This is a genomic window from Comamonas sp. (genome assembly GCF_036643215.1).
Taxonomy (GTDB): Bacteria; Pseudomonadota; Gammaproteobacteria; order Burkholderiales; family Burkholderiaceae_C; genus Comamonas.
The window spans coordinates 1-22,658 of sequence record NZ_JAVXSJ010000037.1 but is presented as its reverse complement, the minus strand read 5'-3'; the positions used below and the strand labels follow the sequence as shown (position 1 = coordinate 22,658).

At 56.0% G+C, this 22,658-nt stretch carries 24 protein-coding genes; 11 read left to right on the top strand and 13 right to left on the bottom strand.

Annotated features, from left to right (window positions below; all coding sequences use genetic code 11):
• Both RSF91_RS17570 and RSF91_RS17565 read left to right on the top strand, forming a co-directional pair.
• Positions 1-260, top strand: a 260-nt coding sequence (locus RSF91_RS17570; protein WP_332569631.1) for a TIGR00366 family protein, incomplete at its 5' end; no start/stop codon positions are given.
• The gene (locus RSF91_RS17565; protein ID WP_332569630.1) at positions 257-598 is read left to right on the top strand and encodes a recombinase family protein; all 342 of its coding nucleotides are present in this window, start codon (positions 257-259) and stop codon (positions 596-598) included. The genes RSF91_RS17570 and RSF91_RS17565, both read left to right, overlap by 4 nt.
• A 101-nt stretch (positions 599-699) precedes the next feature.
• Here the strand turns inward: RSF91_RS17565 and RSF91_RS17560 are convergent, their stop codons facing one another.
• On the bottom strand, positions 700-1,023 hold the full coding sequence (locus RSF91_RS17560) for a hypothetical protein (RefSeq protein WP_169108313.1): 324 nt from the start codon (positions 1,021-1,023) through the stop codon (positions 700-702).
• Between the two features lie 14 nt (positions 1,024-1,037).
• Positions 1,038-1,292: a hypothetical protein gene (locus tag RSF91_RS17555; RefSeq protein ID WP_099738179.1), complete on the bottom strand. Its 255-nt coding sequence runs from the start codon at positions 1,290-1,292 to the stop codon at positions 1,038-1,040.
• Positions 1,293-1,345: 53 nt separating this feature from the next.
• Here RSF91_RS17555 and moaE point away from each other — a divergent pair, with 53 nt between their 5' ends.
• The 6 genes from moaE (at position 1,346) to RSF91_RS17525 (ending at position 8,871) form a co-directional block, all read left to right on the top strand.
• Positions 1,346-1,807, top strand: coding sequence for a molybdopterin synthase catalytic subunit MoaE (gene moaE / locus RSF91_RS17550; RefSeq protein WP_332569629.1), 462 nt, complete (start codon positions 1,346-1,348; stop codon positions 1,805-1,807).
• 425 nt (positions 1,808-2,232) lie between these two features.
• On the top strand, positions 2,233-4,845 hold the full coding sequence (gene clpB / locus RSF91_RS17545) for an ATP-dependent chaperone ClpB (protein ID WP_332569628.1): 2,613 nt from the start codon (positions 2,233-2,235) through the stop codon (positions 4,843-4,845).
• A gap of 27 nt (positions 4,846-4,872) precedes the next feature.
• On the top strand, positions 4,873-5,229 hold the full coding sequence (locus RSF91_RS17540) for a hypothetical protein (RefSeq protein WP_332569627.1): 357 nt from the start codon (positions 4,873-4,875) through the stop codon (positions 5,227-5,229).
• 179 nt (positions 5,230-5,408) lie between these two features.
• Entirely contained in the window at positions 5,409-6,848 is a 1,440-nt protein-coding gene (locus RSF91_RS17535; protein ID WP_332569626.1) for a coniferyl aldehyde dehydrogenase, read from the top strand.
• 267 nt (positions 6,849-7,115) lie between these two features.
• Positions 7,116-7,640 (top strand): GNAT family N-acetyltransferase, encoded by a 525-nt coding sequence (locus RSF91_RS17530; RefSeq protein ID WP_099738175.1) that lies wholly within the window; start codon positions 7,116-7,118, stop codon positions 7,638-7,640.
• Positions 7,641-7,671: 31 nt separating this feature from the next.
• Entirely contained in the window at positions 7,672-8,871 is a 1,200-nt protein-coding gene (locus RSF91_RS17525; RefSeq protein WP_442878886.1) for a methyltransferase, read from the top strand.
• A gap of 18 nt (positions 8,872-8,889) precedes the next feature.
• Here the strand turns inward: RSF91_RS17525 and RSF91_RS17520 are convergent, their stop codons facing one another.
• The gene (locus RSF91_RS17520) at positions 8,890-9,417 is read right to left on the bottom strand and encodes a hypothetical protein (protein WP_332569625.1); all 528 of its coding nucleotides are present in this window, start codon (positions 9,415-9,417) and stop codon (positions 8,890-8,892) included.
• A gap of 193 nt (positions 9,418-9,610) precedes the next feature.
• On the opposite strand from RSF91_RS17520, the gene RSF91_RS17515 reads away from it, so the two are divergent.
• Complete coding sequence (locus RSF91_RS17515) at positions 9,611-10,654, top strand: tRNA dihydrouridine synthase (RefSeq protein WP_332569624.1); 1,044 nt, start codon at positions 9,611-9,613, stop codon at positions 10,652-10,654.
• Here RSF91_RS17515 and RSF91_RS17510 read toward each other — a convergent pair.
• From RSF91_RS17510 to RSF91_RS19835, 10 genes are all read right to left on the bottom strand, one after another.
• Complete coding sequence (locus tag RSF91_RS17510) at positions 10,608-12,308, bottom strand: phospholipase D-like domain-containing protein (protein ID WP_442878885.1); 1,701 nt, start codon at positions 12,306-12,308, stop codon at positions 10,608-10,610. The two genes, RSF91_RS17515 and RSF91_RS17510, sit on opposite strands and share 47 nt — an antisense overlap.
• Before the next feature lie 52 nt (positions 12,309-12,360).
• On the bottom strand, positions 12,361-13,470 hold the full coding sequence (gene ribD / locus RSF91_RS17505; RefSeq protein ID WP_332569622.1) for a bifunctional diaminohydroxyphosphoribosylaminopyrimidine deaminase/5-amino-6-(5-phosphoribosylamino)uracil reductase RibD: 1,110 nt from the start codon (positions 13,468-13,470) through the stop codon (positions 12,361-12,363).
• 32 nt (positions 13,471-13,502) lie between these two features.
• Positions 13,503-13,952 carry a type IV pilin protein gene (locus tag RSF91_RS17500; RefSeq protein WP_332569621.1) on the bottom strand — a complete coding sequence of 150 codons (450 nt, stop codon included), beginning with the start codon at positions 13,950-13,952 and terminating at the stop codon, positions 13,503-13,505.
• A 10-nt stretch (positions 13,953-13,962) separates the two neighbouring features.
• Complete coding sequence (locus RSF91_RS17495) at positions 13,963-17,664, bottom strand: pilus assembly protein (protein ID WP_332569620.1); 3,702 nt, start codon at positions 17,662-17,664, stop codon at positions 13,963-13,965.
• A 98-nt stretch (positions 17,665-17,762) separates the two neighbouring features.
• On the bottom strand, positions 17,763-18,536 hold the full coding sequence (locus RSF91_RS17490; protein WP_332569619.1) for a pilus assembly PilX family protein: 774 nt from the start codon (positions 18,534-18,536) through the stop codon (positions 17,763-17,765).
• 30 nt (positions 18,537-18,566) lie between these two features.
• Positions 18,567-19,508, bottom strand: coding sequence for a PilW family protein (locus tag RSF91_RS17485; protein WP_332569618.1), 942 nt, complete (start codon positions 19,506-19,508; stop codon positions 18,567-18,569).
• Positions 19,505-20,155 (bottom strand): type IV pilus modification protein PilV, encoded by a 651-nt coding sequence (gene pilV, locus RSF91_RS17480; RefSeq protein WP_332569617.1) that lies wholly within the window; start codon positions 20,153-20,155, stop codon positions 19,505-19,507. The genes RSF91_RS17485 and pilV overlap by 4 nt, the downstream gene beginning before the upstream one ends.
• Positions 20,143-20,745, bottom strand: a complete 603-nt coding sequence (locus RSF91_RS17475) for a GspH/FimT family pseudopilin (protein ID WP_332569616.1) — start codon at positions 20,743-20,745, stop codon at positions 20,143-20,145. Before RSF91_RS17475 ends, pilV begins: the two co-directional genes overlap by 13 nt.
• Before the next feature lie 70 nt (positions 20,746-20,815).
• A complete protein-coding gene (locus RSF91_RS17470) occupies positions 20,816-21,406 on the bottom strand; it encodes a GspH/FimT family pseudopilin (protein WP_332569615.1) in 591 nt (196 codons plus the stop codon).
• A gap of 82 nt (positions 21,407-21,488) precedes the next feature.
• On the bottom strand, positions 21,489-21,761 hold the full coding sequence (locus RSF91_RS19835) for a hypothetical protein (RefSeq protein WP_442878884.1): 273 nt from the start codon (positions 21,759-21,761) through the stop codon (positions 21,489-21,491).
• Positions 21,762-21,979: 218 nt separating this feature from the next.
• On the opposite strand from RSF91_RS19835, the gene rpsO reads away from it, so the two are divergent.
• Together rpsO and RSF91_RS17460 are read left to right on the top strand one after the other, a co-directional pair.
• Positions 21,980-22,246 (top strand): 30S ribosomal protein S15, encoded by a 267-nt coding sequence (rpsO, locus tag RSF91_RS17465; protein ID WP_099738165.1) that lies wholly within the window; start codon positions 21,980-21,982, stop codon positions 22,244-22,246.
• Between the two features lie 215 nt (positions 22,247-22,461).
• Positions 22,462-22,658, top strand: a 197-nt coding sequence (locus tag RSF91_RS17460; protein ID WP_332569614.1) for a hypothetical protein, incomplete at its 3' end; no start/stop codon positions are given.

The window sequence follows — 22,658 nt, the reverse complement described above, 5'->3', positions numbered from 1 at the left end:
AAGCGCCTTACGTCATGCAAGTGGCTAACGACCTGCAATACCACCTGGGCTGGGCGGTGCAGATCTATAACGCCGCCGAAGCGCTGCCAAACCTGATCAACCCCTTCTACATGCTGCCTCTCTTGGGCGTGCTGGGTCTGAGGGCGCGCGATCTGATTGGCTTTAACTTTGTGCAATTGCTGGTTCACACCCCGCTGGTGCTGTTCCTGCTATGGTTCCTGGGTCAGACTCTGACCTATATCCCACCTGTAATGCCATGACCGATACTGCCGATTTGCCTTCTACTGAGATCAACCCCGACATCAGCTCGCGTACCCGCCGTGCGCTGGCCGATGCGCGAGAGCGCGGCGTCAAGCTTGGCACAGCGGGCGCGGCCAATATCCGCGCCACGGTAGAAAAGCGCAAATCGGCAGCCGATGCATTTGCCAAGCAGCACGAAGCGCTGTTTGCGCAGCTGCAAGAAAAAGGCCTGACCCACCGCGCCATGGCTGCTGAACTCAATGCCCTGGGCATTACAGCTGCCAAGGGCGGCGAATGGACGCACGGCCAAGTGCAGCGCATTCTGAATCGTTATGCGGACTGGGCCAAGGCTGAATAAGTTCGCCCGAATCTGCAAAGCAAAAAGCCGTGCAGCGTTGCTTGCACGGCTTTTATTTTGATAGCTGCTTGCGCTTTTATCTATTGGGCTAGAGCCTGTTTCTATTCTGAAATGGCGGCTGGCAGCTGCGGCGCGCGCCACTCCAGCAGTTCGGCCATGCGCTGCACAATCCAGCTCGCCTCTGCGGGGCTGACCACAGAGCCATCCGCCGCCAGGCCGGCATGCATGCCCAGCAGCACCTGCTCTTCAGACGAATTGCCCGAGTGGTAGAGCGTCTGCGCCTGCTCCGTCAGGTGGCAGGCCAGGTCTTCGCACAGCTCATAGCGCTGCACCACCTCGCCAATCGAGGCGGACAGCTTGCCGCTGCGGGTGCGAAACAAGTCCGCAAAGCTGGGCGGCGGCTGAATCTGGCTGGTGTCGTCCATGGGAACTTGCCTCTTTAGCTGGGCTCAAACAGGCGTTCAAAGCGCGCCAGATCGTCCGCCAGCTCGCAGGTAATGAGCTGGCCCGATTTCTTGTCCGCCTTGCGGTGCGCGGCGAACAAGGTTGCCTTGCCTTTGAAGTTGTAGTCGGGCAGGTGAATCAGCTCATAGGCGTAGGGCACGAAGATCTGAAATTCAAAGATCATCCGGTGCTCGTTACGGGGCGACGGGTACAGCGTGTACTCCGGTAAATTGATGGTTTGCGCGGGCATGCCTCAATGCTAATGCGCCGCGCATGACCATGCTGGCCTGCGACAATGCAGGTATGACTGCTGCACGTGTATCCATTCAGACCCAAGACTTTGACCTGAGCGCCGAAATCGCAGCCCTGCGCGCGGGCGATGCGCGTGTAGGTGCCGTCTGCAGCTTTGTCGGCACGGTGCGTGACCGCAACGAAGGTGATTCTGTCTCTAGCATGGAGCTGGAGCATTACCCCGGTATGACCGAAAAAAGCATTGAAGCCATCATCGACAAGGCGGTAGAGCGCTTCGGCATCTTTGGCGCGCGTGTCATTCACCGCATCGGCTTGATGCAGCCCATGGAGCAGATCGTGCTGGTGGCGGTCACCAGCGCTCACCGTGGCAAATCGTTCGAAGCCTGCGAATACATCATGGACTACCTCAAGTCCGAAGCCCCCTTCTGGAAAAAAGAGCAAACCGAGCAGGGTGCCCGCTGGGTGGATGCGCGCGTCAGCGATGAGCAGGCGCTGCAGCGCTGGGCCTGCTGAGCGAGTGATCTTCCAGGGGGCGGTCTCGTTCCGAGGCTGTCGCCTCAGATCTTGCTTGCAGTCTCTGGCCTGGAGGCATGGATTTCCATTGCTGGCATGGAATAAAAACTGCCTGAAGCGTATATCTGTAAATTGCTGGTAGCTATGCTTTTTGATAGTTTTGCGTTGGCAGCTACCTGGTTGATGGTTGCCTGATGGGGTGTGCAGGTGTTTAATGGATTGTGGGTTTTATCCTACACAGTAGTCCGACTGGGCACGCCATGCTTGGGTGCGGCCCGCGTGCAGATGCGCAGATTTGATTTTTCTCAAGCAAGGCCGCAGTTGAAGGCTTTTGGCCGCTTTGTTGCTGGCAGTGGGCTTGAAAATACCCGCACTGCTATCAGATAAATTGCAATGACATTGATATGGAGCGAAAGCGACACACCATGCGAATTGACAAACTGACGACCAAATTCCAAGAAGCCTTGGCCGATGCGCAGTCTCTGGCGCTCGGTGCTGACCAATCCACCATCGACCCCTTGCACCTTCTGGTCGCCATGCTGCGCCAGGATGACGGCCCGCGCGCTCTTTTGCAGCGTGCCGGCGGCAATGTGCAGCAACTCAAAAACCTGGCCGAGGAGGCTATGGCAGACCTGCCGCGTGTGCAGCAGCAGGGTGATGTGCAAGTGGGCACGGAGCTGGCTCGATTGCTGCAGGCTGCTGAGAAAGAAGCGCTCAATCGCGGTGACCAGTTCATCGCCAGCGAGCTGTTCTTGCTGGCGCTGGCTGACAGCAAAGGCTCGGCCACACGTGCCGGGGCCTTGCTCAAACAAAGCGGCGTGAGCAAATCCAGCCTGGAAGCCGCCATCAACGCCGTACGAGGAGGGCAGAACGTGGACAGTGCAGAATCCGAAGGCCAGCGCGAAGCGCTGAAGAAATACACCATGGACCTGACCGAGCGTGCCCGCAGCGGCAAGCTTGATCCCGTGATTGGCCGCGACGACGAAATCCGCCGCGCCATTCAGGTGCTGCAGCGCCGCAGCAAGAACAACCCCGTGCTGATTGGCGAGCCCGGCGTGGGTAAGACCGCGATTGTCGAAGGTCTGGCCCAGCGCATTGTGGCTGGTGAAGTGCCTGAGAGCCTGCAGAACAAGCGCGTTCTGTCGCTCGATATGGCGGGCCTGCTGGCCGGTGCCAAGTACCGCGGTGACTTTGAAGAGCGCCTGAAATCCGTGCTCAAGGAGTTGGCGCAGGAAGAAGGCCGCGTCATCCTGTTTATCGACGAAATCCACACCATGGTGGGTGCCGGCAAGGCCGACGGCGCCATGGATGCAGGCAATATGCTCAAGCCCGCACTGGCGCGTGGCGAGCTGCACTGCGTGGGCGCTACTACGCTGGACGAGTACCGCAAGTACATCGAAAAAGATGCTGCGCTGGAGCGCCGCTTCCAGAAGGTGATCGTGGGCGAGCCATCGGTGGAAGACACCATCGCCATTCTGCGCGGTTTGCAGGTGAAGTATGAGGCGCACCACAACGTCGACATTACCGACCCCGCTATCGTTGCTGCAGCAGAGCTGAGCCACCGTTACATTACCGATCGCTTTTTGCCCGACAAGGCCATTGACCTGATTGACGAGGCTGCGGCCAAGATCAAGATCGAGATGGACTCCAAGCCCGAGGTGATGGACAAGCTCGAGCGCCGCATGATTCAGCTCAAGATCGAGCGCGAAGCCATGAAGCGCGAGAAGGACGAAGCCTCGCAAAAGCGTCTGTCGCTGATCGAGGAAGAGCTCGAAAGCCTGGAGCGCGAATACGCTGACCTTGAAGAAATCTGGAAGGCTGAAAAAGCCAGTGCACAGGGTTCTGAGCAAATCCGCAAGGAGATTGACCAGCTGCGCATTCAGATCGAAGAGTTCAAGCGCAAAGGCGACTTCAACAAGGTGGCCGAGCTGCAATACGGCAAGCTGCCTGCACTCGAAAAGCAGTTGCACGAAGCCCAGGTCAAGGAACAAGGCCGTGATGGTGCACCTGCCCACAAGCTGCTGCGCACCCAGGTCGGTGCCGAGGAAATTGCCGAGGTGGTCAGCCGTGCCACGGGTATCCCCGTCGCCAAGATGATGCAGGGCGAAAAAGACAAGCTGCTGCAGATGGAAACCAAGCTGCACGAACGCGTCGTGGGCCAAGAAGAGGCGATTGCTGCGGTTTCTAACGCCATCCGCCGTTCGCGCTCTGGTCTGTCTGATCCGAATCGCCCCACAGGCTCCTTCCTGTTCCTGGGCCCTACGGGCGTGGGTAAGACCGAGCTGTGCAAGGCACTGGCAGGCTTCTTGTTCGACAGCGAAGATCACCTGGTGCGGGTTGACATGAGTGAGTTCATGGAAAAGCACTCTGTGGCACGATTGATTGGTGCACCTCCAGGCTATGTTGGCTATGAGGAGGGCGGTTATCTGACTGAGGCCGTGCGCCGCAAGCCCTATAGCGTGCTGCTGCTGGACGAGGTGGAAAAAGCCCACCCCGACGTCTTCAACGTGCTGCTGCAGGTGCTGGACGATGGCCGCCTGACCGATGGTCAGGGTCGCACGGTGGACTTCAAGAACACCGTAATCGTGATGACCAGCAACATTGGTTCACATTTGATCCAGGCCATGGTGGGCGAGGATGCGGATGATGTGAAGGAAGCGGTCTGGGGGGAACTTAAAAACCATTTCCGACCCGAATTCCTGAACCGCATTGATGAAACTGTGGTCTTCCATGCACTGGATGCCAAGAATATCGAGGCGATTGCCAAGATACAGCTGAAGTTGCTGGAAAGCCGTCTGCAGAAGATGGAGCTGAGCATTCAGGTGTCCGAGCAGGCTCTGGCCGAGCTGGCCAAGGTCGGTTTCGATCCCGTGTTCGGTGCCCGTCCGCTCAAGCGTGCGATTCAGCAGCGTATTGAAAACCCGCTGTCCAAGTTGTTACTCGAAGGAAAGTTCCCGCCCAAGAGTACGATTGCAGTGACAGTAGACCCGGTGACTGAGCCCGGGGTATTCAGGTTCGAGTCCTCAGGCGTGTCCTGAGGGCCGAGCCCATAGAAAGGTATTGCTTTGAACGATTTCGCCACCACCGCAACCCGCTGGGCCGTCCGCATCGTGCTGATGCTGGTGGGTCTGGTGTTCTTCATGTGCCTGATGGCCGTGGCCTGCCTGATTGCTCTGGCATGGGGCGCACGCGCCCTGTGGGCCAAGCTCACGGGTCAGCCCATTGTGCCCATGAGCATGGGAGCCATGAGCCCGTTTGCTGGCTGGCAGACGGTGTACCGCTCGGGGGCCGAGTGGATGGCGCAATCGTCGGGCAATGCGCAGACTAAAGACGATGCGCGCGAAGGTCGCTCACGCCGCGGCGTTCTGCCTGGCGCGGGCGATGTGACCGATGTGCAGCCGCGCGAGGTGCATGAGTCGTAATGACAAGCCTGCTTGCAGCCTTCATACTTTGCTGTGAGTGAGGCGACAAAGGCCGAAGGCTGATGCCGAGGTCAAAACAAAAGAGCCTGTGCAATGTTGCATCAGGCTCTTTTTTTACGCTGTGTTTACGTAGACCCGCGTTATCGTCGGGGCTGTAATTTTGAGATATTTAGACGGGCATGAACTACATGGACTTGCATCGCATTTTTGACTTGCAATACCAAGCCAGCCGCGCGCAGGTCGATGCACCTTTGCTGGTGCGGCGCGAGCGTTTGCTGCGCCTGCAAAAGATGCTGGATGAAAACGGCCCGGCGCTGTGCGCGGCCGTGGAGCAGGATTTTGGCGTGCGCTCTGAGCGCTGGACCGAAATGCTGGATTTGATGCTGGTGCGCAATATGCTCAAGCACACGCTCAAGCATCTTCCGAAATGGAGCAAACGCCAGCGCGTGAGAACACCGCCGATGCTGCAGCCTGGCAAGGCCTGGATAGAGCGCCAGCCGCTGGGCGTGGTGGGCATCATCTCGCCTTGGAACTACCCGGTGCAGCTGTCTCTGGCGCCAGTCATCACCGCGTTGGCGGCGGGCAACCGCGTCATGCTCAAGCCCAGTGAGCTGACACCGAACACCTCAGCCAAGATGGCTGAGCTGGTCGCTCAATTCTTTGCACCTGAGGAATTCAGCGTGATCGAGGGTGATGTCGGTGTGGCAACGCAGTTCTCGGGTCTTCAATTCGATCACCTGCTGTTTACAGGCTCCACCGCAGTGGGGCGGCGCGTGGCGCAGGCGGCTGCTGTGCACCTGACGCCTACGACGCTGGAGCTGGGCGGCAAGTCCCCTTGCATCATTGCGCAGGACTGTGATTTGCAGGCCGTGGCGCTCAAGGTGGCCTACGGCAAGCTGGTCAACGCCGGGCAGACCTGTATCGCCCCCGACTATGTGCTGCTGCCGCGTGGGCAGGAGCAGGCTTTTGCCGAAGCCTACAAGGCTGCGGTGCAGCAGCTGTATCCGAGGATCTCAGGCAACCCCGATTACACGGCCATCATCAGCAAGCGCCATCTGGCGCGGCTCAAGCAGATGCTGCGTCAGGCCCAGAGCCTTGGCGCTCAGGTGCACTGGATGCATGAGGCTGCAGCGCCCGCCGTAGATGGCGATGCCACGATGTGGGGTGAGGCGGTTGAGCGCCAGTTCGCTCCCGCACTGGTGTTTGGTGCCACCGGCGAAATGCAGCTGATGCAGGAAGAGATTTTTGGTCCCATCCTGCCGGTTATCTCGTATGAGCGCATTGAGGACGTGATCAATGCCATCAATGCCAGCCCGCGCCCGCTGGCGCTGTACTGGTTTGGCAACGATGAGGCAGAGCGCGATGCGGTGCTGCTGCGCACGGTCAGCGGCGGTGTCTGTGTGAACGACACTTTGTTGCATGTAGCGCATGACAATCTGCCGTTTGGCGGGGTAGGCGAGAGCGGCTGGGGTGCCTATCACTCCGAGCAAGGCTTTCTGCGCTTTGTGCACCAGAAGGCGGTTTTCGTGCAGTCGCGCTGGGCTGCCACGTCAATGCTTTACCCGCCGTTTGGTGAAAAGTTTGATCGCATGATGCGCTTCATGCGGCGCTGGCTTTGATGCCCTTTTGAAGGCATTGCCAGATTTACCGCTGTCAAGGGTGATTTGAGTCCTGACTATTTGTCATTAAATGTGACTCAAACCCTTGAGGAATGCGGGCTTTCTGCTCTGCTTTGATGAGCGCATAGCACATAGATTGCTACAGGGCAAGGAAATGCGAACAGCCGCAGTCAACCGAATGGCTAACAACCATGCCGCGTGCCAAAACTCTAAATTTGTAGACAATTGCGCCCTTCTATTCTTACATGTTTCTGCCCCGGTTTTTCCATGTCCAGTATCCAGGTCCGTCCCGCTACTCTTCGCGATGCAAAAGCGATTGCCCAGATCCATACTGCTTCCGCACTGGAGGCTTATCGAGGTCTGGTTCCCGATGATCAACTGAAGGCCATGTCCTCGGTTGAAAAGCGCCAGGCTTACTGGCGCGAAGCTATTGAATTCTGTGAGCCGCAGGTCCAGGTCGCCATTGAAGGCGACAAGATCGTCGGCTTTGTCGGCTTTGATCGATCCCGTGATGAAAAATCGCGCCAGACGACTGGTGAGATTTGGGCCATCTACGCATCTCCCACTCACTGGAGCCAAGGCGTTGGCGTGGCTCTGTGGGATGCTGCCCGTGATGGCTTGCTGGAAGAAGGCTGCACCAACGTGACAGCCTGGATTCCTCTGCGCAATGAACGTGCCCTGCGTTTCCACGAAATGGCCGGTTTCAAGCGTGAGATGTCCACTGCCAAGACGGCAGTGGTTGGCAGCATCAAGATTGAAGAAGTGCGTGTCAAGCGCCCTCTGAACGGCTAAATCAGCCCATTCGCCCATTGAAAGACAGGCCGTGAAGACCATCAATAACAACAACGTCGCGGCCTCAGTCTCCGCCTATCAACCGCTTGAGTGGCAAGAGAAGGGCAAGCCCCGCTCCGCCCTGTGGCGTACTGAAAGCAGCCTGCCGCAGCCCAAGCGCATTGAGCTGGCCGATGACACCATGCCCGCTGATACGGCGTTTCGCCATATCAGCGAAGGTGCCTCGCTCCTGTGGCGTGGAGACTTTCAGAATGCCCGCCAGCTATTGGTGGCGCTGGGCCGCAGGCTTGAAAAAAAGGTGACACGCCGCAAGGCTGCCGCCGCTGCTGAAATCACATTTCCCCACGCCTTTCATCTGTATCGCCAGACTCAGGCTCAGCGCGCACGCGTGCTGGCCAGCATTCTGATCGAGCTGGATGACCAATGGCACTGCGCACTGCGCCGCGCTCCTGATTGGAGCGTTGCTTGCACCGAAGCCTGGGGCGCAGCCCCCAAGCAAGGCTCGGCGCAATCGGTACTGGTGCCGCTGCGTGACTTGCTTGGCGTCGTTGGTGCTCATGAGTGGCGCAAAAAAGGCGTGGAGCTTGCGGCTCTGGACGGTGAGCGCATTCATGCCCATTACGGCGTGTTCTCGCCCGTACGCGGCGAGTACCTTGAGCTGGTGGCGCGTGCGCCCATCCCAGCCGCTGGCATGCAGCAGGCCTGGGATATTGGCGTGGGCACTGGAGTGCTCTCGGCGCAGCTGATCAAGCGCGGCGTCAAATCCATTGTGGCTACCGACATGAGCGAGCGTGCTCTGAGCTGTGCCACCGAGAACCTGCAGCGTCTTGGCCATGCCGCCAAGGTGAAGCTGCAACGTGCTGACCTGTTTCCCGAAGGCCGCGCCGGCCTGATTGTCTGCAACCCACCATGGTTGCCGGGCAAGGCCGCGTCGCTGCTCGATCAGGCCATCTACGACGAAGACAGCCGCATGCTGCGTGGCTTTGTTCAAGGTCTGGCTGCGCATCTGCAGCCCGGCGGCGAAGGCTGGCTCATCCTGTCTGACCTGGCTGAGCACCTGAAGCTGCGCAAGCGCGAAGAGCTACTGGGCTGGATTGAGGCTGCAGGCCTCAAGGTGCTGGGCCGCGAAGACATTCGCCCCAGTCACAGCAAGGTGCAAGACAGTGAAGACCCGCTGCACGCTGCACGTGCTGCAGAAGTCACCTCGCTCTGGCGTCTGGCCGCAATCTAAGCTTAATTAAGCGCTGCGTTAAGCCAGAGAAGGCTCGGTCACTGAGCTTTTCTGTGTCTCGTTGACGGCCTCGCCACTCTCATCGTGGCAGGCCAGCAAAGCGGCCAGTCGCTCGCGCAGCGACTGGGCTCGCTCTTCCCCCGCATACTCTTGCACGGCCGCCAGAAAGTTCAGGCTGGCGCTACGCAAGCTGCTCAGGTCTCGTGCTTCACGCAGTTGCGTGCGTAGCGTCTGAGCAAGGGTTTCGTGACGGTTGGCAAACAATCGCTCGCACAGGTCAAACAAATACATGCGCGTGCCCGCCATATTGATGGCTGGTGCTAAAGCGGGGCTGCTGCTCTTGCTCTCGCCAGTGGCGATCAGCTCAAGATAGCCCTGTGCCACCAACTGCTGGGCCAGTGCGGCATGATCGCTGCCCAGCAAGGCTTGGAGTTCCTCCATGCTTTTGCCGCCGGCCATCAACAGCAGAGAGCGTGCACGCTGTGGCAGCTGGCGCGTTCCGGGCTGAAGTTCCTCTTGGGCCTTGGCGGTTTTTTGCAAAATCATGGTGGGTGCTGTCTGGCGCAATACAAATGGCGATGCGCTATTGCATGTGCTGACGATGACACTGGTGTGAATCTGCTTCAATGCGCAGTGAATCACTTGGATTACGCCTGCAGTCCATAGAGATTGCTTCTAAATTAATAGCTGTAAGCGCATGCTGCATAAGCGCTACAGGTCAATTTGATTTGAGTCTGAAATGAGACTGCTGCTTGCGCCCATGGAAGGGCTACTGGATTTTGTTCTGCGTGATGTCCTGACCCGGGTGGGTGGCGCGGACCGCTGCGTGTCCGAGTTCATCCGCATCACGGGCACGCTGCTGCCCGATAAGGTGTATCTGGGCATCATGCCCGAGCTGCGCAACGGCAGCAAAACGCTGGCAGGTGTGCCGGTGCGCGCCCAGCTGCTGGGCTCTGACCCATCCAGCATGGCCGAGAACGCTGCGAATCTGGCGCGCCTGGGGCCTGAAGGGATTGATCTGAACTTTGGCTGCCCGGCCAAGGTTGTCAACCGCCATGGCGGCGGCGCATCGCTGCTGCAAGACCCGGCACAGATCGCTCGTGTGGTGGAGGCGGTGCGCAAGGCCGTTCCCGCGCACCTGCCTGTTTCGGCCAAGATGCGTCTGGGCTTTAACGACCGGGCGCTGATGACCGAATGCGCGCAGGCCATGGAAAGCGGCGGCGCCTGCGAAATCGTGGTGCACGCGCGTACCAAGCTGGATGGTTATCGTCCACCTGCTTTCTGGGAAGAAATTCCACGCATCCGCGAAGCCGTAGGTGTGAATGTGGTGGCCAATGGCGAAATCTGGACGGTGGAGGAAGCTCTGCGCTGCCGCGAAGTTTCGGGTTGCGATGACCTGATGCTGGGGCGCGGCATTGTGGCCGACCCGGGGCTGGCTCTGGCCATCCGCAAGGCATTGGCGCAGGGCACCAACACCACAGAGGCGGGCATTGACTGGCCGGTGGTGGTGCCGCAGGTGCAGCGCTTTTGGCAGATGGTCTGCGAAGACCTGGAGCCGCGCCAGCGGGCTGGGCGACTCAAGCAATGGCTTAACCTGATGCGCAGGCGCTTTCCTGAGGCAGAAATCGCCTTTCAAGAAGTGCGCACGCAAACTGATCAAAGCACCATCGACGACTGGGTTCAGGCCCTGCCCCAGCGTGACTTGCAGCAGGAATGGCGCTGGCCGCAGGCCGCGGCTACAGCAGACTGTCTGGAGCCAGAGGCCCAATCAGCTGCAGCATAAGGCGCAGGCCGAGGCTGGCATCGGGCTCTGAATGCGCATCGCTCAGGCCGCTGTCTTGCGGCGCACGCCAGATCAGCTTGCCGCTGGGGTCAATCTCTACGCGCCAGCTGTTCTCAGGGAGGCTTTCGTCAATGCTGTCGCTGGCCAGCTGGCTGAAACGGCGGCTGGCGATGAGCACGGCAATCTCGGTGTTCTGGAGTCGGGAGCGCATATCCAGATTCATCGAGCCCACGGCAACCAGGTGCCCGTCGATCACCAGCAGCTTGGTGTGCAGCATGGCGCGAGAGGCCCCCGTGCTGCCACCCGATCCTGTGCCGCTAGCGCGCAGTGCTGAGCGCACATTGGCGGCTTCGCTGCGCATTTCATGCAGGGTGATGCCCAGCTCCAGCAGTTCTTTACGGTGGCGGGCATAGCCGGCGTGCGCCAGCGGCGCATCATTGGATGCCAGTGAATTCGTCAGGATGCGAATGCGCACCCCCTGCTGGCGCGCGGTACGAAACGCGCTCATGATTTCGTCCCCGGGGACAAAGTAGGGCGAGACCACCAGCAAATCCTGCTTGGCCGAGCGAATCAGAGCCAGCAGGCCATCGACGACCGAGTCCACTTGGAGTGCGGGGGTGACTGAGATGGGCGGAGTGCTGGGATCGTCTGCCTTGAGCAATGCCTCGGCAAAGGTTTCGACACCGCTGGTTCGCTCATTGCCTTCGACTGGAATCTTGGTCGGGCTATCAGCCAACACCAAGGCGCGGGCCCAGATCCAGGGAATCTGGCTCAGGTTCAGGGACTCTTCCTCGGGGGCAATGGAGGGCCGTTTGTGCTTGGAGGCTTCGGCCTCGGTTGTTGCATCTTCGCGATCAAACTGGTTCTTGAGTTGCAGCAACTCAGCCTCGCTGACCAGCGATTGAACCGGGTAGGCGCGCACATTGTTCCAGTAGCGGTCAAAGCTGCGCGACAGATCCTTGACGACGGGGCCGCCGGTCAGCACATCCAGATCGACAAAGTTGCCGTCGTTGGATGCGTCAAAGTAAGCGTCACCCAGATTGCGGCCACCAATGACCGCCAGGGCGTTGTCGGCCACAAACATCTTGTTGTGCATGCGCTGCTGTGCGCGCTGAAAGTCGGTCAGCAGCGTCCAGGCGCGGCCGATGGTGGAGGCGCGTGAACCCGCCAGCGGGTTGAACATGCGCATTTCCACGTTGGGCACAAAGGCCAGGCGCATGACCTGTGCATCCGGCCCCGTGCTGTGAAAGTCATCCAGCAACACCCGAACCCGCACGCCGCGCTGTGCCGCATGAACTATGGCTCGCAGCAGGCTCCCTGTGCTTTGATCGGCATGAATCGCGTAGTACTGCAGGTCTAGGGTTTTCTGCGCGTTCTCCACCAGCGCCATGCGGCTGCTGAAGGCTTGTTGCGGGCCGGAGATCAAGGCAAAAGCTGAAGCGTCGTCCTTGGCGGTGGCTGGGCGATTCTGGTTAATGAATGCGCCCAGATTGGTGTTTTGAGGCTGGCTCAATGCCGTGCTGACGGGGCGGTCTACATCTTTGGGGAGCTGGGTGGCGCAGCCCGTCAAAAGTAGTGCAGCTGCTGTGCATGCAGGCAGCACCAAGCGTTTAAAGAGCAAAGGTATGGGGTGGAGGGGGACGATCGCCAGCATTGTTATCTTGTAACCGATGATGGCTTTTTTCGCATGTCAGACACCGGCTCCGCTAGAACTGGTCGCGGGCTTGAACTCTGGCCACGATGCGCAGGTCTGGCCCCAGTCGCGTCACATCATGAAACTCCAGTTGCAGGCCTGCGCTCAGTTCACTCAGGGGGCCGAAACTGGCAATGCCCATGGCGCCTGCGCCCAGCAGCTTGGGTGCTTGATAGAAGAGAAACTCATCCACCAGCCCTTCGCGGATCAATGAGCCGTTGAGCTTGAAGCCCGCTTCCACATGCAGCTCATTGGTACCGCGTTGAGCCAGATCGCGAAGCATGGCGGCGAGGTCGACTTTGCCGTGAGGATTGGGCATAGCAATAATCGTAGCGCCTAGCGCTTGCAGTTGCTCAATCTTGGATGGATTTGTACTGCAGGTGTAGATGAGACATGCGCTAGGCGCTTTTAAAACATGAGCATCCAGCGGAATGTCGAGCTTGCTGTCCACCACGGCAATACGCGGCTGGCGCGGTGTGGACACATCGCGTACGTTCAGGCGCGGATTGTCTGCCAGCACGGTGCCAATGCCCGTCAAGATCGTGCAGGCGCGTGCGCGCCAAGCGTGGCCGTCCAAGCGGGCTTCGGCTGATGTAATCCATTGACTACTCCCGTTGTGCAAAGCCGTCACGCCATCCAGCGAGCTGGCCGCCTTCATGCGCACCCAAGGTGTGCCGCGAATCATGCGGCTGAAAAAGCCGATATTGAGTTCCCGCGATTCGGCAGCGCCGAGGCCGACTTCGACCCCGACCCCTGCTGCGCGCAGGCGATCAAAGCCTCGTCCTGCCACTTGAGGGTTGGGATCCGTCAATGCGCCCACCACCCTGCCAATGCCAGCTGCCACCAGCGCGTCGCAGCAAGGCCCGGTGCGCCCTTGGTGCGAGCAGGGCTCCAGCGTCACATAGGCCGTAGCACCGCGCACATCATTGCCCTTGGCTGCTGCATCGCGCAGTGCCATGACCTCGGCATGCGGGCCACCAGCCTGCTGGGTAAATCCCTGGCCTATGATTTGGTCAGCGCTGTCAACGATCACGCAGCCGACGCGTGGGTTGGGAGAGGAAAGAAAAAGCGCCTGAGCAGCCTGCTCAAGCGCTTTGTTCATAAAGTGGGCAGAGTTTGTCATCTTGCCCGAATGGTAATGCAGAGGCTCTTGGCTTACTTGCCCCAGCAGTCGGCATCGTAGCCGGATTGGCCTGATGTCTTGCCATTGGCACCGCGCAGACCGGTATTACTCAGAGTGTAAGTGCCACATTTGTCGCTGGCTTGGGGGCCGGGAGACTTTGGGGCTGCATTCAAGATAAATGCCAGTTGAGTCTCTTTGTCGCCGCTTTTGTTAAGACTGATTGTGTAGCGCTTGTTGGCGTCATTGGCCCAAGTCAATGCATCTGGCAGGGCACTAGGGTACACACCTGTTGCCGTGGCCGCGCGCTCCATCCATTGCTGGGCTTGAAGCAAGCCCGCGCGAGCATCGGCGCGGTGGCCGCGTTGTACATATGTTGTGTAGCTGGGGTAGGCAATGGCTCCAAGAATGCCGATGACTGCCACAACGATCATCAATTCGATGAGGGTAAAGCCGCGTTGCTTGCGGTGGTGATAAAGAGGCATTGCTGTCCTTTTATTTAACTTGACGCCAGCTTGGGCGTGTGGATTGTTCGGGCATGCGGGCCAGATGATCTCGAGGGCCGCCACCGCCGGTGAGGTCGGCAATTCGATTAGGTTTTGAAATCAAGAGCGGTGTACCGGTATTTACTGCAACTCGCGACACTGCCAAGTCGGCACTGTTGTAAGAGCCATCATTGTTTGCATCAATCAACTGAATCGTGGGGCGCTTGCCATCCATGATATTAATGAGCGTGCGCCATTGGGCTCCTGCGCTGGTGTCCACTTTGACGGGGACGCAGCTTTCGTTGATGTTGTCGCTCTCGCTATTTTTGGTCCCAGAGGGCGACTCCGAGTAAACCGCCAAGATATTGCTACCGTCAAAGAATTGCATGGGCTTGAGCAAGCGTTCGCCAGTGTCAGGAAAGTCCATGTACCAACCTTTGTACGTTGACCATGTCTTGGCAGTAAGCTCCTGCGTGGCAGTGATGGTGGCATCGTCAGCTTTCAGGCCCCCTGTCACTTTGGTAATGCTTTGCTTAGCCAGTAATTTGCCTGTGCTATTCATGGTGCCGACGACAGCTGGTGTGGGCACGGTGCTGTCGCCAGGATGAACCTCCAAAGCGGTCTTGGCAGAATTCATGCGGTAACGCGTATTGTCTAGAACCGAATACAAAGTTTGCACGCTCTGCGTGATATCGGTTTTACGGTCGTTGGCTGTCACGTTGCGGCCCGTACCGAAGGCGATCATCATGCCGCCAATCGCGGTTGTCTTGGTGTCGGTTCCTGTGCCGGTTGTGGCACTGCGGTCATTGGCCCGGGCAATGGGCGCTGCTGTAATGGGTTGCACATCTTCACGGGTAGCCCCAGTCAACGCAACAGGGCCGCGCGCTGTGAACAATGGCTGGCCAGCAAAAGCTACCCCCCAATTGGTAGCGTCAGTGCTGGTTATGTCGAACTTCCAGAGGTTGCCGAGGTTGTCGCCAGCGTAGACCACATCAGTCTTGCCGTCCCCATTGAGGTCCACCAGCGCGGGGGATGCCAAACCGTTGTCTTTGGCATTACCTGTGCCTGCAGAGGCGGTGGTGGCTTGAATTCGATGTAGCGCTCTGTCGCCATCCAAGTACTGCACCAGCAGCACCGGGCGCTGGTTTGTGCTGTTGTACCCATTACCCATCACCACAGCCCAGCGGCCATTATTTAGTCGTGTGATCTGCGTTGCTTCCTGCAAACTCGCTGGGTTGCGCCCTGGGCGGGAAGTAATGTTGCCAATATCACCATCTTCTGTCGCTGCGGATGTGCAAGCAGACTGTGCTGCGCCACTCAGGCTGCTGCAGTCAATTACTTCCGTGTTGCCGCGTGTGCGGTCTTTCACCACGGATGTTGCGGTGAAGCTGCCTGGATTTGTTACATCCAGCAGAAAGTAGCCCTTGCCACCAGCGCCAAGAGACCCGATCAGCATGGTCTTCCAGTTGTCGCCATCCTTGATGTCACCCGTCATGGGGGAGCCGTCGACAAAGTACTGGTGTTGATAGTCTTTATCCGTCAGCTTTTTTAGATTTCCCACAACACCGCGCGGGACATAGGCGAGCATTTCAGAGCCATTGGCGGCTGCAAAGCCGTGCAGCATTCCATCATTGCCGCCCACGTAAAGAACATGCGCGCGCTCTTTTTGTGCTTTGACAAAGTCCGCGTAGCCCATCGAATAGTTGCTAATAGGGCCGCCGGTGTACCAGATTTCGGAGTTCACCGTATCGCCCTGTCGGCTGGTGCGCACACGCAAAGGGGTGGCGTCGGTAGTGCCTTCCAGAGATCGGTCGCCTCGAATGTAGTTGACGATATTTCGGCCCAGAGCTGTCAGGGAGGTGAGGACAGAATCGTTATCGCTAGCGTTTAAACCGAGCAGTGCTTTTTTCTGGGTGTTGCCATAAGCAATGGCAGTATCTGCAGTCCATTTGAATGCTGTTCCTGCACCGGTGCTATCGCTCCAAGTCTGGATATTTCGGTTATTGACCGATGTCAGTGCATCCAAGCGGTCTGCTGTGCTTTTGCCTTCCCATCCTGCAACGACATCAGGAAAACGAATGCAGATTTTCTCGGGGTCGTCTTTTGTAGGGCAGGCATACTCTTCTGGCTCGATGGCGCGTGTGGCAGTGATATAGCCACTCCAGCCATCTTTCGGGCTATATGCAGAGGCATAAATACCTGCATTATTTTGTGAAACGCTATAACCGCTGGTGCTGCCGCCGCCTGCAATTTTGTCGGGTAGAGGAGCGCTTTCTTCGTTGATTTTTCCAATGATTTCTTGGAAAGCCTTGGCCAAGTCTTCAGATTTTGTAACTGCATAAAATCGGCCGCGACCATTGATGGCTGCGTGCCACAGATCAATTGCGCGGTCATTCGTGTTGCTATTTGCGCCACCGGAGAGGGTATTAATATCCGGCCATGTTTTCCATCCAGTTACCAAGTCTACAAAGCTCTTATCATAGCCAAATGGTACTTTTTCCGTGGGATATTCGATATTGTTCGGGTTGAATGGTAAATCCACAGCTTCATTGCTAAAGCCAATGGTGTAGGTCACCATATGAGGCCATGTGGCAGGATTGTATTTTGGGTTCCAGTATTTTTCTAAATTGATTGATTTTATTTCTGTTGTTGTTGTTTTGCAGCGATTATTTCCATCGATTTTCACCCATTCTCCAGACTTTGCTGTGCACTGACTTTTTGGGATGTTTTCAATCAGAACTACATCTTTTGTGGCTGTAAATAATTCTGTATCAGGTGCTTCGTCATAGATTTTTGACGGTTTAATATTTTCTGAATCTTTTAAATTTGATGGAGTCTGTAAGGGGCTCATCCAGCTTTTGAAAGCCCAGTCAGATAATGTGTTTTTATAGCTGTCGAAATAAATTTTTGTTTGGTTCGATGTGGTGCTGTAAGCTTTACGTCCATTGAGAGTATCCCAGTTCACGCCATCTTGGTCGCCGCCGGATACTGTGCCATTCCAGACGCCATCAGTCATCATGATGTGATAGTTACGGCGGCAACCAAGATATTCGTCTTTTTTGGAACCAGTGCCACCCGGATCTGTGGACCAAGGACCAGAGGGTGAAAGCTTGCGCCGCATATAAGCATCAGCTTGGCTAAACATCGTGTGTGATGGGGTTCCGTTATCTGGTGAAAGTTTATCTACAAAAGACAGAAAATTATCACGATGCGTTGTACTATTGGTCGTTGCGTCAATCGACCTCATGGAGTTTGTCTTTAATGTGTCGCTGTTTACATTATCGGCGCCACTAGAATTTCCATTGTTGTGCATGGATTGCCATGCAATTCGAATTTTATTTTTTGGAATTAGCTCTTCATCATTAAATTTTGCTTCTTTCGTAAAAACTGATGTTAGTGCATATTTAAGAACATTGATTCGTTTGGCGCTGTCGTTCCAGTTTCCTTTATTATCAGGATATGTATATCCTGCGCCAATTGAAGAAGATGAAGTCCTATATGAGCCATTTTTGTCAGGAGTTACTCGGTAAGCCATACTTCCAGAGTCATCAACGGAAATTATGACATTGGGTGCTACAAAAGCTGATTTTGATGTGGGTAGTGGTGGCTCTTGCACTAAATCAAGTGCCCAGACGGTGGCAGGTGTCAGTGCTGTGGCAATAGCAATGGCTAGCAGACTCTTTTGAAAGGGAAAGCTTTGGATGTAGGGCATGTTGTGCTCCTTGAAATTTTAATATTCAGTAAAAAGGCTTGAAGTGCTCGTCTGGATAGTGCTTTGAGCTACTAATTTGTGAGCGTTCTTAGGCAGGGCTAGTCCTTCATGCGCTGACGGGCATAGGTTTCTTGCAGTACAACAGTGGTACCTTCTTTTCTGCCTTTTGCTAATGCTGTAATGCGGTATGTCACATAAACGTCTAGATTTAGTGGTAGTTGGCTTGTTTCGGCATTTACAATCAGATTTGCTGTTTTGGCTGCATCGCTGTATCGCATGACTTCAATCCAGTACCATCCGCCTTTGCCGTCCGCTGTTTCTGTGAGAATAGGATTGAGTTGGCCGTTATCCGTTGTATGAGCGGCACCAGTAAATTGACCATATCGAGCTCCCACTTTGGTCATCTCGAAAAGAGTAACTTCGCCAAGACTTGCATCAGCTGATGGCGAAATGGCAGTTTTATCGTCGATATAGTTCCAGAAATCCTGGCGACCTACACGTCTAGCACAAAGTGCATCTTTGCAGCGGGTTGATATTCCTGCTAAGGTGGTAATAAGAGGGTTAATTTCCTTGGTGTCAGCAGGGAACTGCAGCACACTGTTGTTGTACGTGCGGCATGGTGGCGCACCACAAAGGGTGCCATCTGCTTTTTCCCCACGAATATCAAGCTCGGCATCTTGTATAAGGGATTGAGCAGCTTCAAATGCTCGTTGATAGTCCGCATCATTGCCTACCAGCATTTCTCCGAACAGGGATGTGCGAGATGCCCAGAGTGCTAAGAGCATGGAAAGCATGACAAGAATAATCACCACAAACAAAGCAATGCCTTGTTGGTTTTTCTTGTGCATTTTAAAATTTTTGTGATGTTCCATTTTGCTTGTATTAATAGTTGGATGAATCAATCAGATCAAACCCTGGCTGCGTATCTGAAAAGTATTGCGAAATAGCTGGTGCGTTCTGCTTTTCCGCGCGCCAGTGAGTTCGGTGAGGTCTTTACTTTGACCATCGCAATTGGTATAGCTTCTTGCTTCTTTGGGGATATCTTTGAGATCAATTAATTCACTGCCATAAAGCACAAAGCAAACTTCCACTCCTTGAACTTGACGCCATCGGACGTCTGCAGCATCTGTTGGCATATCTGCTGCTTTGACGCGTTGAATATTGGATCCTGTACCTGCAACCAAGGTCTGCACCAAATAACTCACTTGAAACTCAGCAACATTCTGTGCAATAGGCTGTGCTGTGCTGCCATTCCCTGCGCAGCGAAGGTTGTTGTCAGAGAAAGTGAAAATACTCTCGATCCGCTCATCCGTGCTGTCGTTGGCGGGGGCTCCAAGGCAGTTTCGAGCTAAAAAATCAGTGCTTGCGCCAGCTTTGCTGGAAAAGAAAACATTGTCTTCGTAGCGTCTAAAGCCGGTAGTGATGGTGTCTGCACCCCCTTTGAGGGTGTTTGTTTGATCAAAGCTGTTGCCTTTGTCTTTTGCAGACGCCTTGATTTCAAAAACAACAGCACTGAGCACATCATTGGCGGATGACGCCACTGCTGTAGGGTTGGGGTTCAGATAGAGTGACCCCGCTTGGCGCAATTGAGATCCGACTAAGCGCAGAATGTGCGAGCCTTGTTGTTGTATTCCGCTGGCATCGCTCACTGTTCCCGTTACGCTGCGTGAGACCATGAGTGCTCCCATAGCTACTGCGACAACAAGTAGGCCAATAACCAGGCCGACCATCATTTCCAGCAGGGTCACACCTTGTTGATATTGAAGCGATGTGGCCAGGTACTGGTAGGAAGTTCTTTCAGGCGCAAGCAAGTGCTTTTGCTTCTGGAAATTTTGGGTGTTCATGAGCAGTAGGCCGTTGAAGTGCTGCCACTGGCATAAGGTGCACAGCGTGCGGAAACAGAGATGTATTGAAGGTGGCAGGTGAAATCCGCCGGGCAAGCATTTTCAGTGTCTGTGCCAGAGGCAAGGGCTCCATCGCTGCCCAGTAATTTGCTGGCATCAATGGCATCAGTTTTCGTGCCTTCTCTTTCGTTTTCGCGCCAACCAATAATCACGCCCAATTGACGGCGATTGCCATCAGATGCGCTCTCTCCAGGGGCGAGAAAAATACTGGCTTGGCCTAATGGAAGGGTTTGCTGCAGTGTGGTTTTCCATTGTTTTAAATCAAAAGCGGCTTGGTTTGTAGGGGTGCAAGCGGCAGTCATGCAGTTGGCGCTGGAGTAGTCCGCAGCTTTCTTGGCGAAGGAAGATGTGTAGTCATTAATGCTCAATAGTGCATTGGGATTGACTTTCATGCGTTCGCTCATGTCTTCAATAAGCCGAATAGCTTGTGCGCGTCGCATGCTGGTTTGGGTATCTGCCAGCGTTCGCATTTGAACGCCCAGAATTCCGAGAATGCCCAGTGCCGCAACAACAATGGCAATCATGGACTCAAGCAAGGTGATGCCTCGCTGTTTTCTGGATGGGGTGAGGGGTGTTAGCTGACGCATGGCACATCTTTTTGTTCAATGACACGAATACGACCACCTGAAGACATGCAGATGCCTTTGGTGGCGGGGGATGAGATTCCGGTGGGCTGCGGGGAAATCGTGAAGCCAACCAGATTCGCGCCGTCAGCCTGCCCCCAGCGGTTCAGGCTGATGGTGACGCCTGATTTGCTGCGGGTGACGGTAATGTTCTTGGGTGCTTCGTAGCGCTGGACTTCTTCGCCGGTGTTCCAGCGCTTATTGCTGTTTGCGTCGAAGAATACGACCCAGCCGCAATCCCAGTCCTGATTGGACCCATCTGTCGTGCATCCCACGGTTGTTTTGGGAAGCTTTTCCAGATAGACATTTCCTCCGCGTTTGATGGCTTCGGAGCGGGCTAGCATCAGGCTTGATTTCATGGCCTCAGCGGCCTGGAGGACGCGCCAGCGATCAAATAAAGCACTAAAGCTGGGTATGGCGATGGCGGTCAGTATTGCCAAGACTGACAAAGTCACCATTAGCTCAATAGAGGTGAAGCCGTGACTCGGCTGTTTTTCAGCAAGGCTGAAGGAGGGAAGTTGAGGGCTCCAATGGTCATGCGCGCTGTCGTACATAAGAACTCCTCAATAAGGGGGGGGGTCATGCAGCTGGCTTTATCAAGTGGCGAGTTCAAGCTATTCATTCTTAGATGCATTTTCCAGCACTGGAGTCCAGGCGTTTGATGCGCCCGCCTCCACTGATGCATAAAGAGCTGGCACTTGCCTCGGCGTTTTTGCTGTTGAGCGAAGTCAGGCGGAATGCAAAATTAGAAGCGCTGTCGCTGGTAAGTTGTCCCCAGCGGTCGCCAACGACTGGGCTGGTCAGCGCGTTGTCGTCGCTGCCTGTTTTGAGGTTGGTGCTTGCGAATTTGATCTTGATGCCACTTTGCGGAGTGATGACCTGTAGTTCTTCGTTCTCATCGAGGGATCCGTTGCCGTTTATGTCCTGGTAGACCACCCAGCCGCAGTTCCAGAGATCAGCGTCTGAGACCGTGCAATTGGTCGCGCTGGTGCTGCGCTGGATGATGATGCCGCCCCCGCGTTTGATAGCTTCGGAGCGCGCGAAATAGAGGGTGGATTGCAGCTCTTCTGATACTTGGCGAATCTGCCAGCGTTCAATGAGAGGCTGGAAGCTGGGTGCTGCAATGGCAGCCAGCACACCGAGCACGGCAACAGTCACCATCAGTTCGATGATGGTGAAGCCTCGGGAAAAACGGGATGAGGGCAATATGAACATGCCCTGATGTTACGTTTTGTGATTGTGTTTGGGATGACAGGCTGGACGAGGGGTTTGAAGATAGCGATGAGTGGCGCTTTTTCTATCGCCTGCCGCTTGGTGGCTTTTGCGCATATCCCGCGCAAGCGCCTGAATTTGGTCGACCCTGACATTCCCGATAGAGGCGTCGGTCGCGCTCGGTGGTGGATTCTTCGGAGCTGCTGCGAATGTTCTGTATCTTGACTTTGCCGCTTGGATTCTTGGCGTGTTTGCGACTGGCGGCAAGGCTGTCCGTGGCAAGAGCAGTGCACAGAAGCAGTGCTGCCGCCAGTGTGATGCAGAGGTTGCGGGCGGGGTGTGGGTACAAGCTTGCCATGGAGTGTCCTTGGTAAAGGAATGACGGCACATTGCACCGTTAGCGCCCGTGATTAGCAATATGGGTTTGCATGTGGTGACCAAGGGGTGGCGGGGAAATTGGCTCTTGTTATAATCGACAGGTTTTGCATGGTGCAAGACGCACGCTGAGGCCTTTCCAGCCCTGGCGCAAGTAACCAAGGTGCTCCTTGCTGAGTACCAAATCCTAAGGAAAACAAAATGATCGCTGCCTCTATCAAGGCCGAAGTTGTCAAGGCTAACGCTCGTTCCGAAAACGACACTGGTAGCCCCGAAGTGCAAGTGGCTCTGCTGACCGCTCGCATCAACGAACTGACTCCTCACTTCAAGGCAAACGCCAAGGACCACCACGGTCGTCGCGGTCTGCTGCGCATGGTGAGCCGTCGTCGTAAGCTGCTGGACTACCTGAAGTCCAAGGACGCTGAGCGTTACACAGCTCTGATCGCCAAGCTGGGCCTGCGTAAGTAAGCACGGTAAATGATCGAAACGCCTGAGTTAGATTCCTAGCTCAGGCGTTTTTTACTTCGGAGTTCGCAAAACAGAGCGAAGCTGTGTCATTCCAATACTGCACTTGCGCTGCATTATTGATAGCGCCTAGCGCAGTACTGGAATGGCATCGTGTTCTGTTTGCACTCCAAATTTAAGCGGGATGTACGCATCCAGCTATACATAAAGGAGTCACTATGACCATGTTCAATAAAGTCACCAAGACTTTCCAGTGGGGCCAGCACACGGTCACCATGGAAACTGGCGAAATCGCCCGTCAAGCTTCCGGCGCTGTGCTGGTGAATATCGACGACACCGTGGTTCTGGCCACTGTCGTGGGTTCCAAGATTGCCAAGTCGGGTCAGGATTTTTTCCCTCTGACCGTTGACTACAT

Excerpts from the sequence above, each read along its gene's own strand:
- RSF91_RS17565 (WP_332569630.1), top strand. The coding sequence starts at position 257 with ATGACCGATACTGCCGATTTGCCTTCTACTGAGATCAACCCCGACATC.
- RSF91_RS17560 (WP_169108313.1), bottom strand. The coding sequence starts at position 1,023 with ATGGACGACACCAGCCAGATTCAGCCGCCGCCCAGCTTTGCGGACTTG.
- RSF91_RS17555 (WP_099738179.1), bottom strand. The coding sequence starts at position 1,292 with ATGCCCGCGCAAACCATCAATTTACCGGAGTACACGCTGTACCCGTCG.
- moaE (WP_332569629.1), top strand. The coding sequence starts at position 1,346 with ATGACTGCTGCACGTGTATCCATTCAGACCCAAGACTTTGACCTGAGC.
- clpB (WP_332569628.1), top strand. The coding sequence starts at position 2,233 with ATGCGAATTGACAAACTGACGACCAAATTCCAAGAAGCCTTGGCCGAT.
- RSF91_RS17535 (WP_332569626.1), top strand. The coding sequence starts at position 5,409 with ATGAACTACATGGACTTGCATCGCATTTTTGACTTGCAATACCAAGCC.
- RSF91_RS17530 (WP_099738175.1), top strand. The coding sequence starts at position 7,116 with ATGTCCAGTATCCAGGTCCGTCCCGCTACTCTTCGCGATGCAAAAGCG.
- RSF91_RS17520 (WP_332569625.1), bottom strand. The coding sequence starts at position 9,417 with ATGATTTTGCAAAAAACCGCCAAGGCCCAAGAGGAACTTCAGCCCGGA.
- RSF91_RS17515 (WP_332569624.1), top strand. The coding sequence starts at position 9,611 with ATGAGACTGCTGCTTGCGCCCATGGAAGGGCTACTGGATTTTGTTCTG.
- RSF91_RS17510 (WP_442878885.1), bottom strand. The coding sequence starts at position 12,308 with ATGCTGGCGATCGTCCCCCTCCACCCCATACCTTTGCTCTTTAAACGC.
- ribD (WP_332569622.1), bottom strand. The coding sequence starts at position 13,470 with ATGACAAACTCTGCCCACTTTATGAACAAAGCGCTTGAGCAGGCTGCT.
- RSF91_RS17500 (WP_332569621.1), bottom strand. The coding sequence starts at position 13,952 with ATGCCTCTTTATCACCACCGCAAGCAACGCGGCTTTACCCTCATCGAA.
- RSF91_RS17495 (WP_332569620.1), bottom strand. The coding sequence starts at position 17,664 with ATGCCCTACATCCAAAGCTTTCCCTTTCAAAAGAGTCTGCTAGCCATT.
- RSF91_RS17490 (WP_332569619.1), bottom strand. The coding sequence starts at position 18,536 with ATGGAACATCACAAAAATTTTAAAATGCACAAGAAAAACCAACAAGGC.
- RSF91_RS17485 (WP_332569618.1), bottom strand. The coding sequence starts at position 19,508 with ATGAACACCCAAAATTTCCAGAAGCAAAAGCACTTGCTTGCGCCTGAA.
- pilV (WP_332569617.1), bottom strand. The coding sequence starts at position 20,155 with ATGCGTCAGCTAACACCCCTCACCCCATCCAGAAAACAGCGAGGCATC.
- RSF91_RS17475 (WP_332569616.1), bottom strand. The coding sequence starts at position 20,745 with ATGTACGACAGCGCGCATGACCATTGGAGCCCTCAACTTCCCTCCTTC.
- RSF91_RS17470 (WP_332569615.1), bottom strand. The coding sequence starts at position 21,406 with ATGTTCATATTGCCCTCATCCCGTTTTTCCCGAGGCTTCACCATCATC.
- RSF91_RS19835 (WP_442878884.1), bottom strand. The coding sequence starts at position 21,761 with ATGGCAAGCTTGTACCCACACCCCGCCCGCAACCTCTGCATCACACTG.
- rpsO (WP_099738165.1), top strand. The coding sequence starts at position 21,980 with ATGATCGCTGCCTCTATCAAGGCCGAAGTTGTCAAGGCTAACGCTCGT.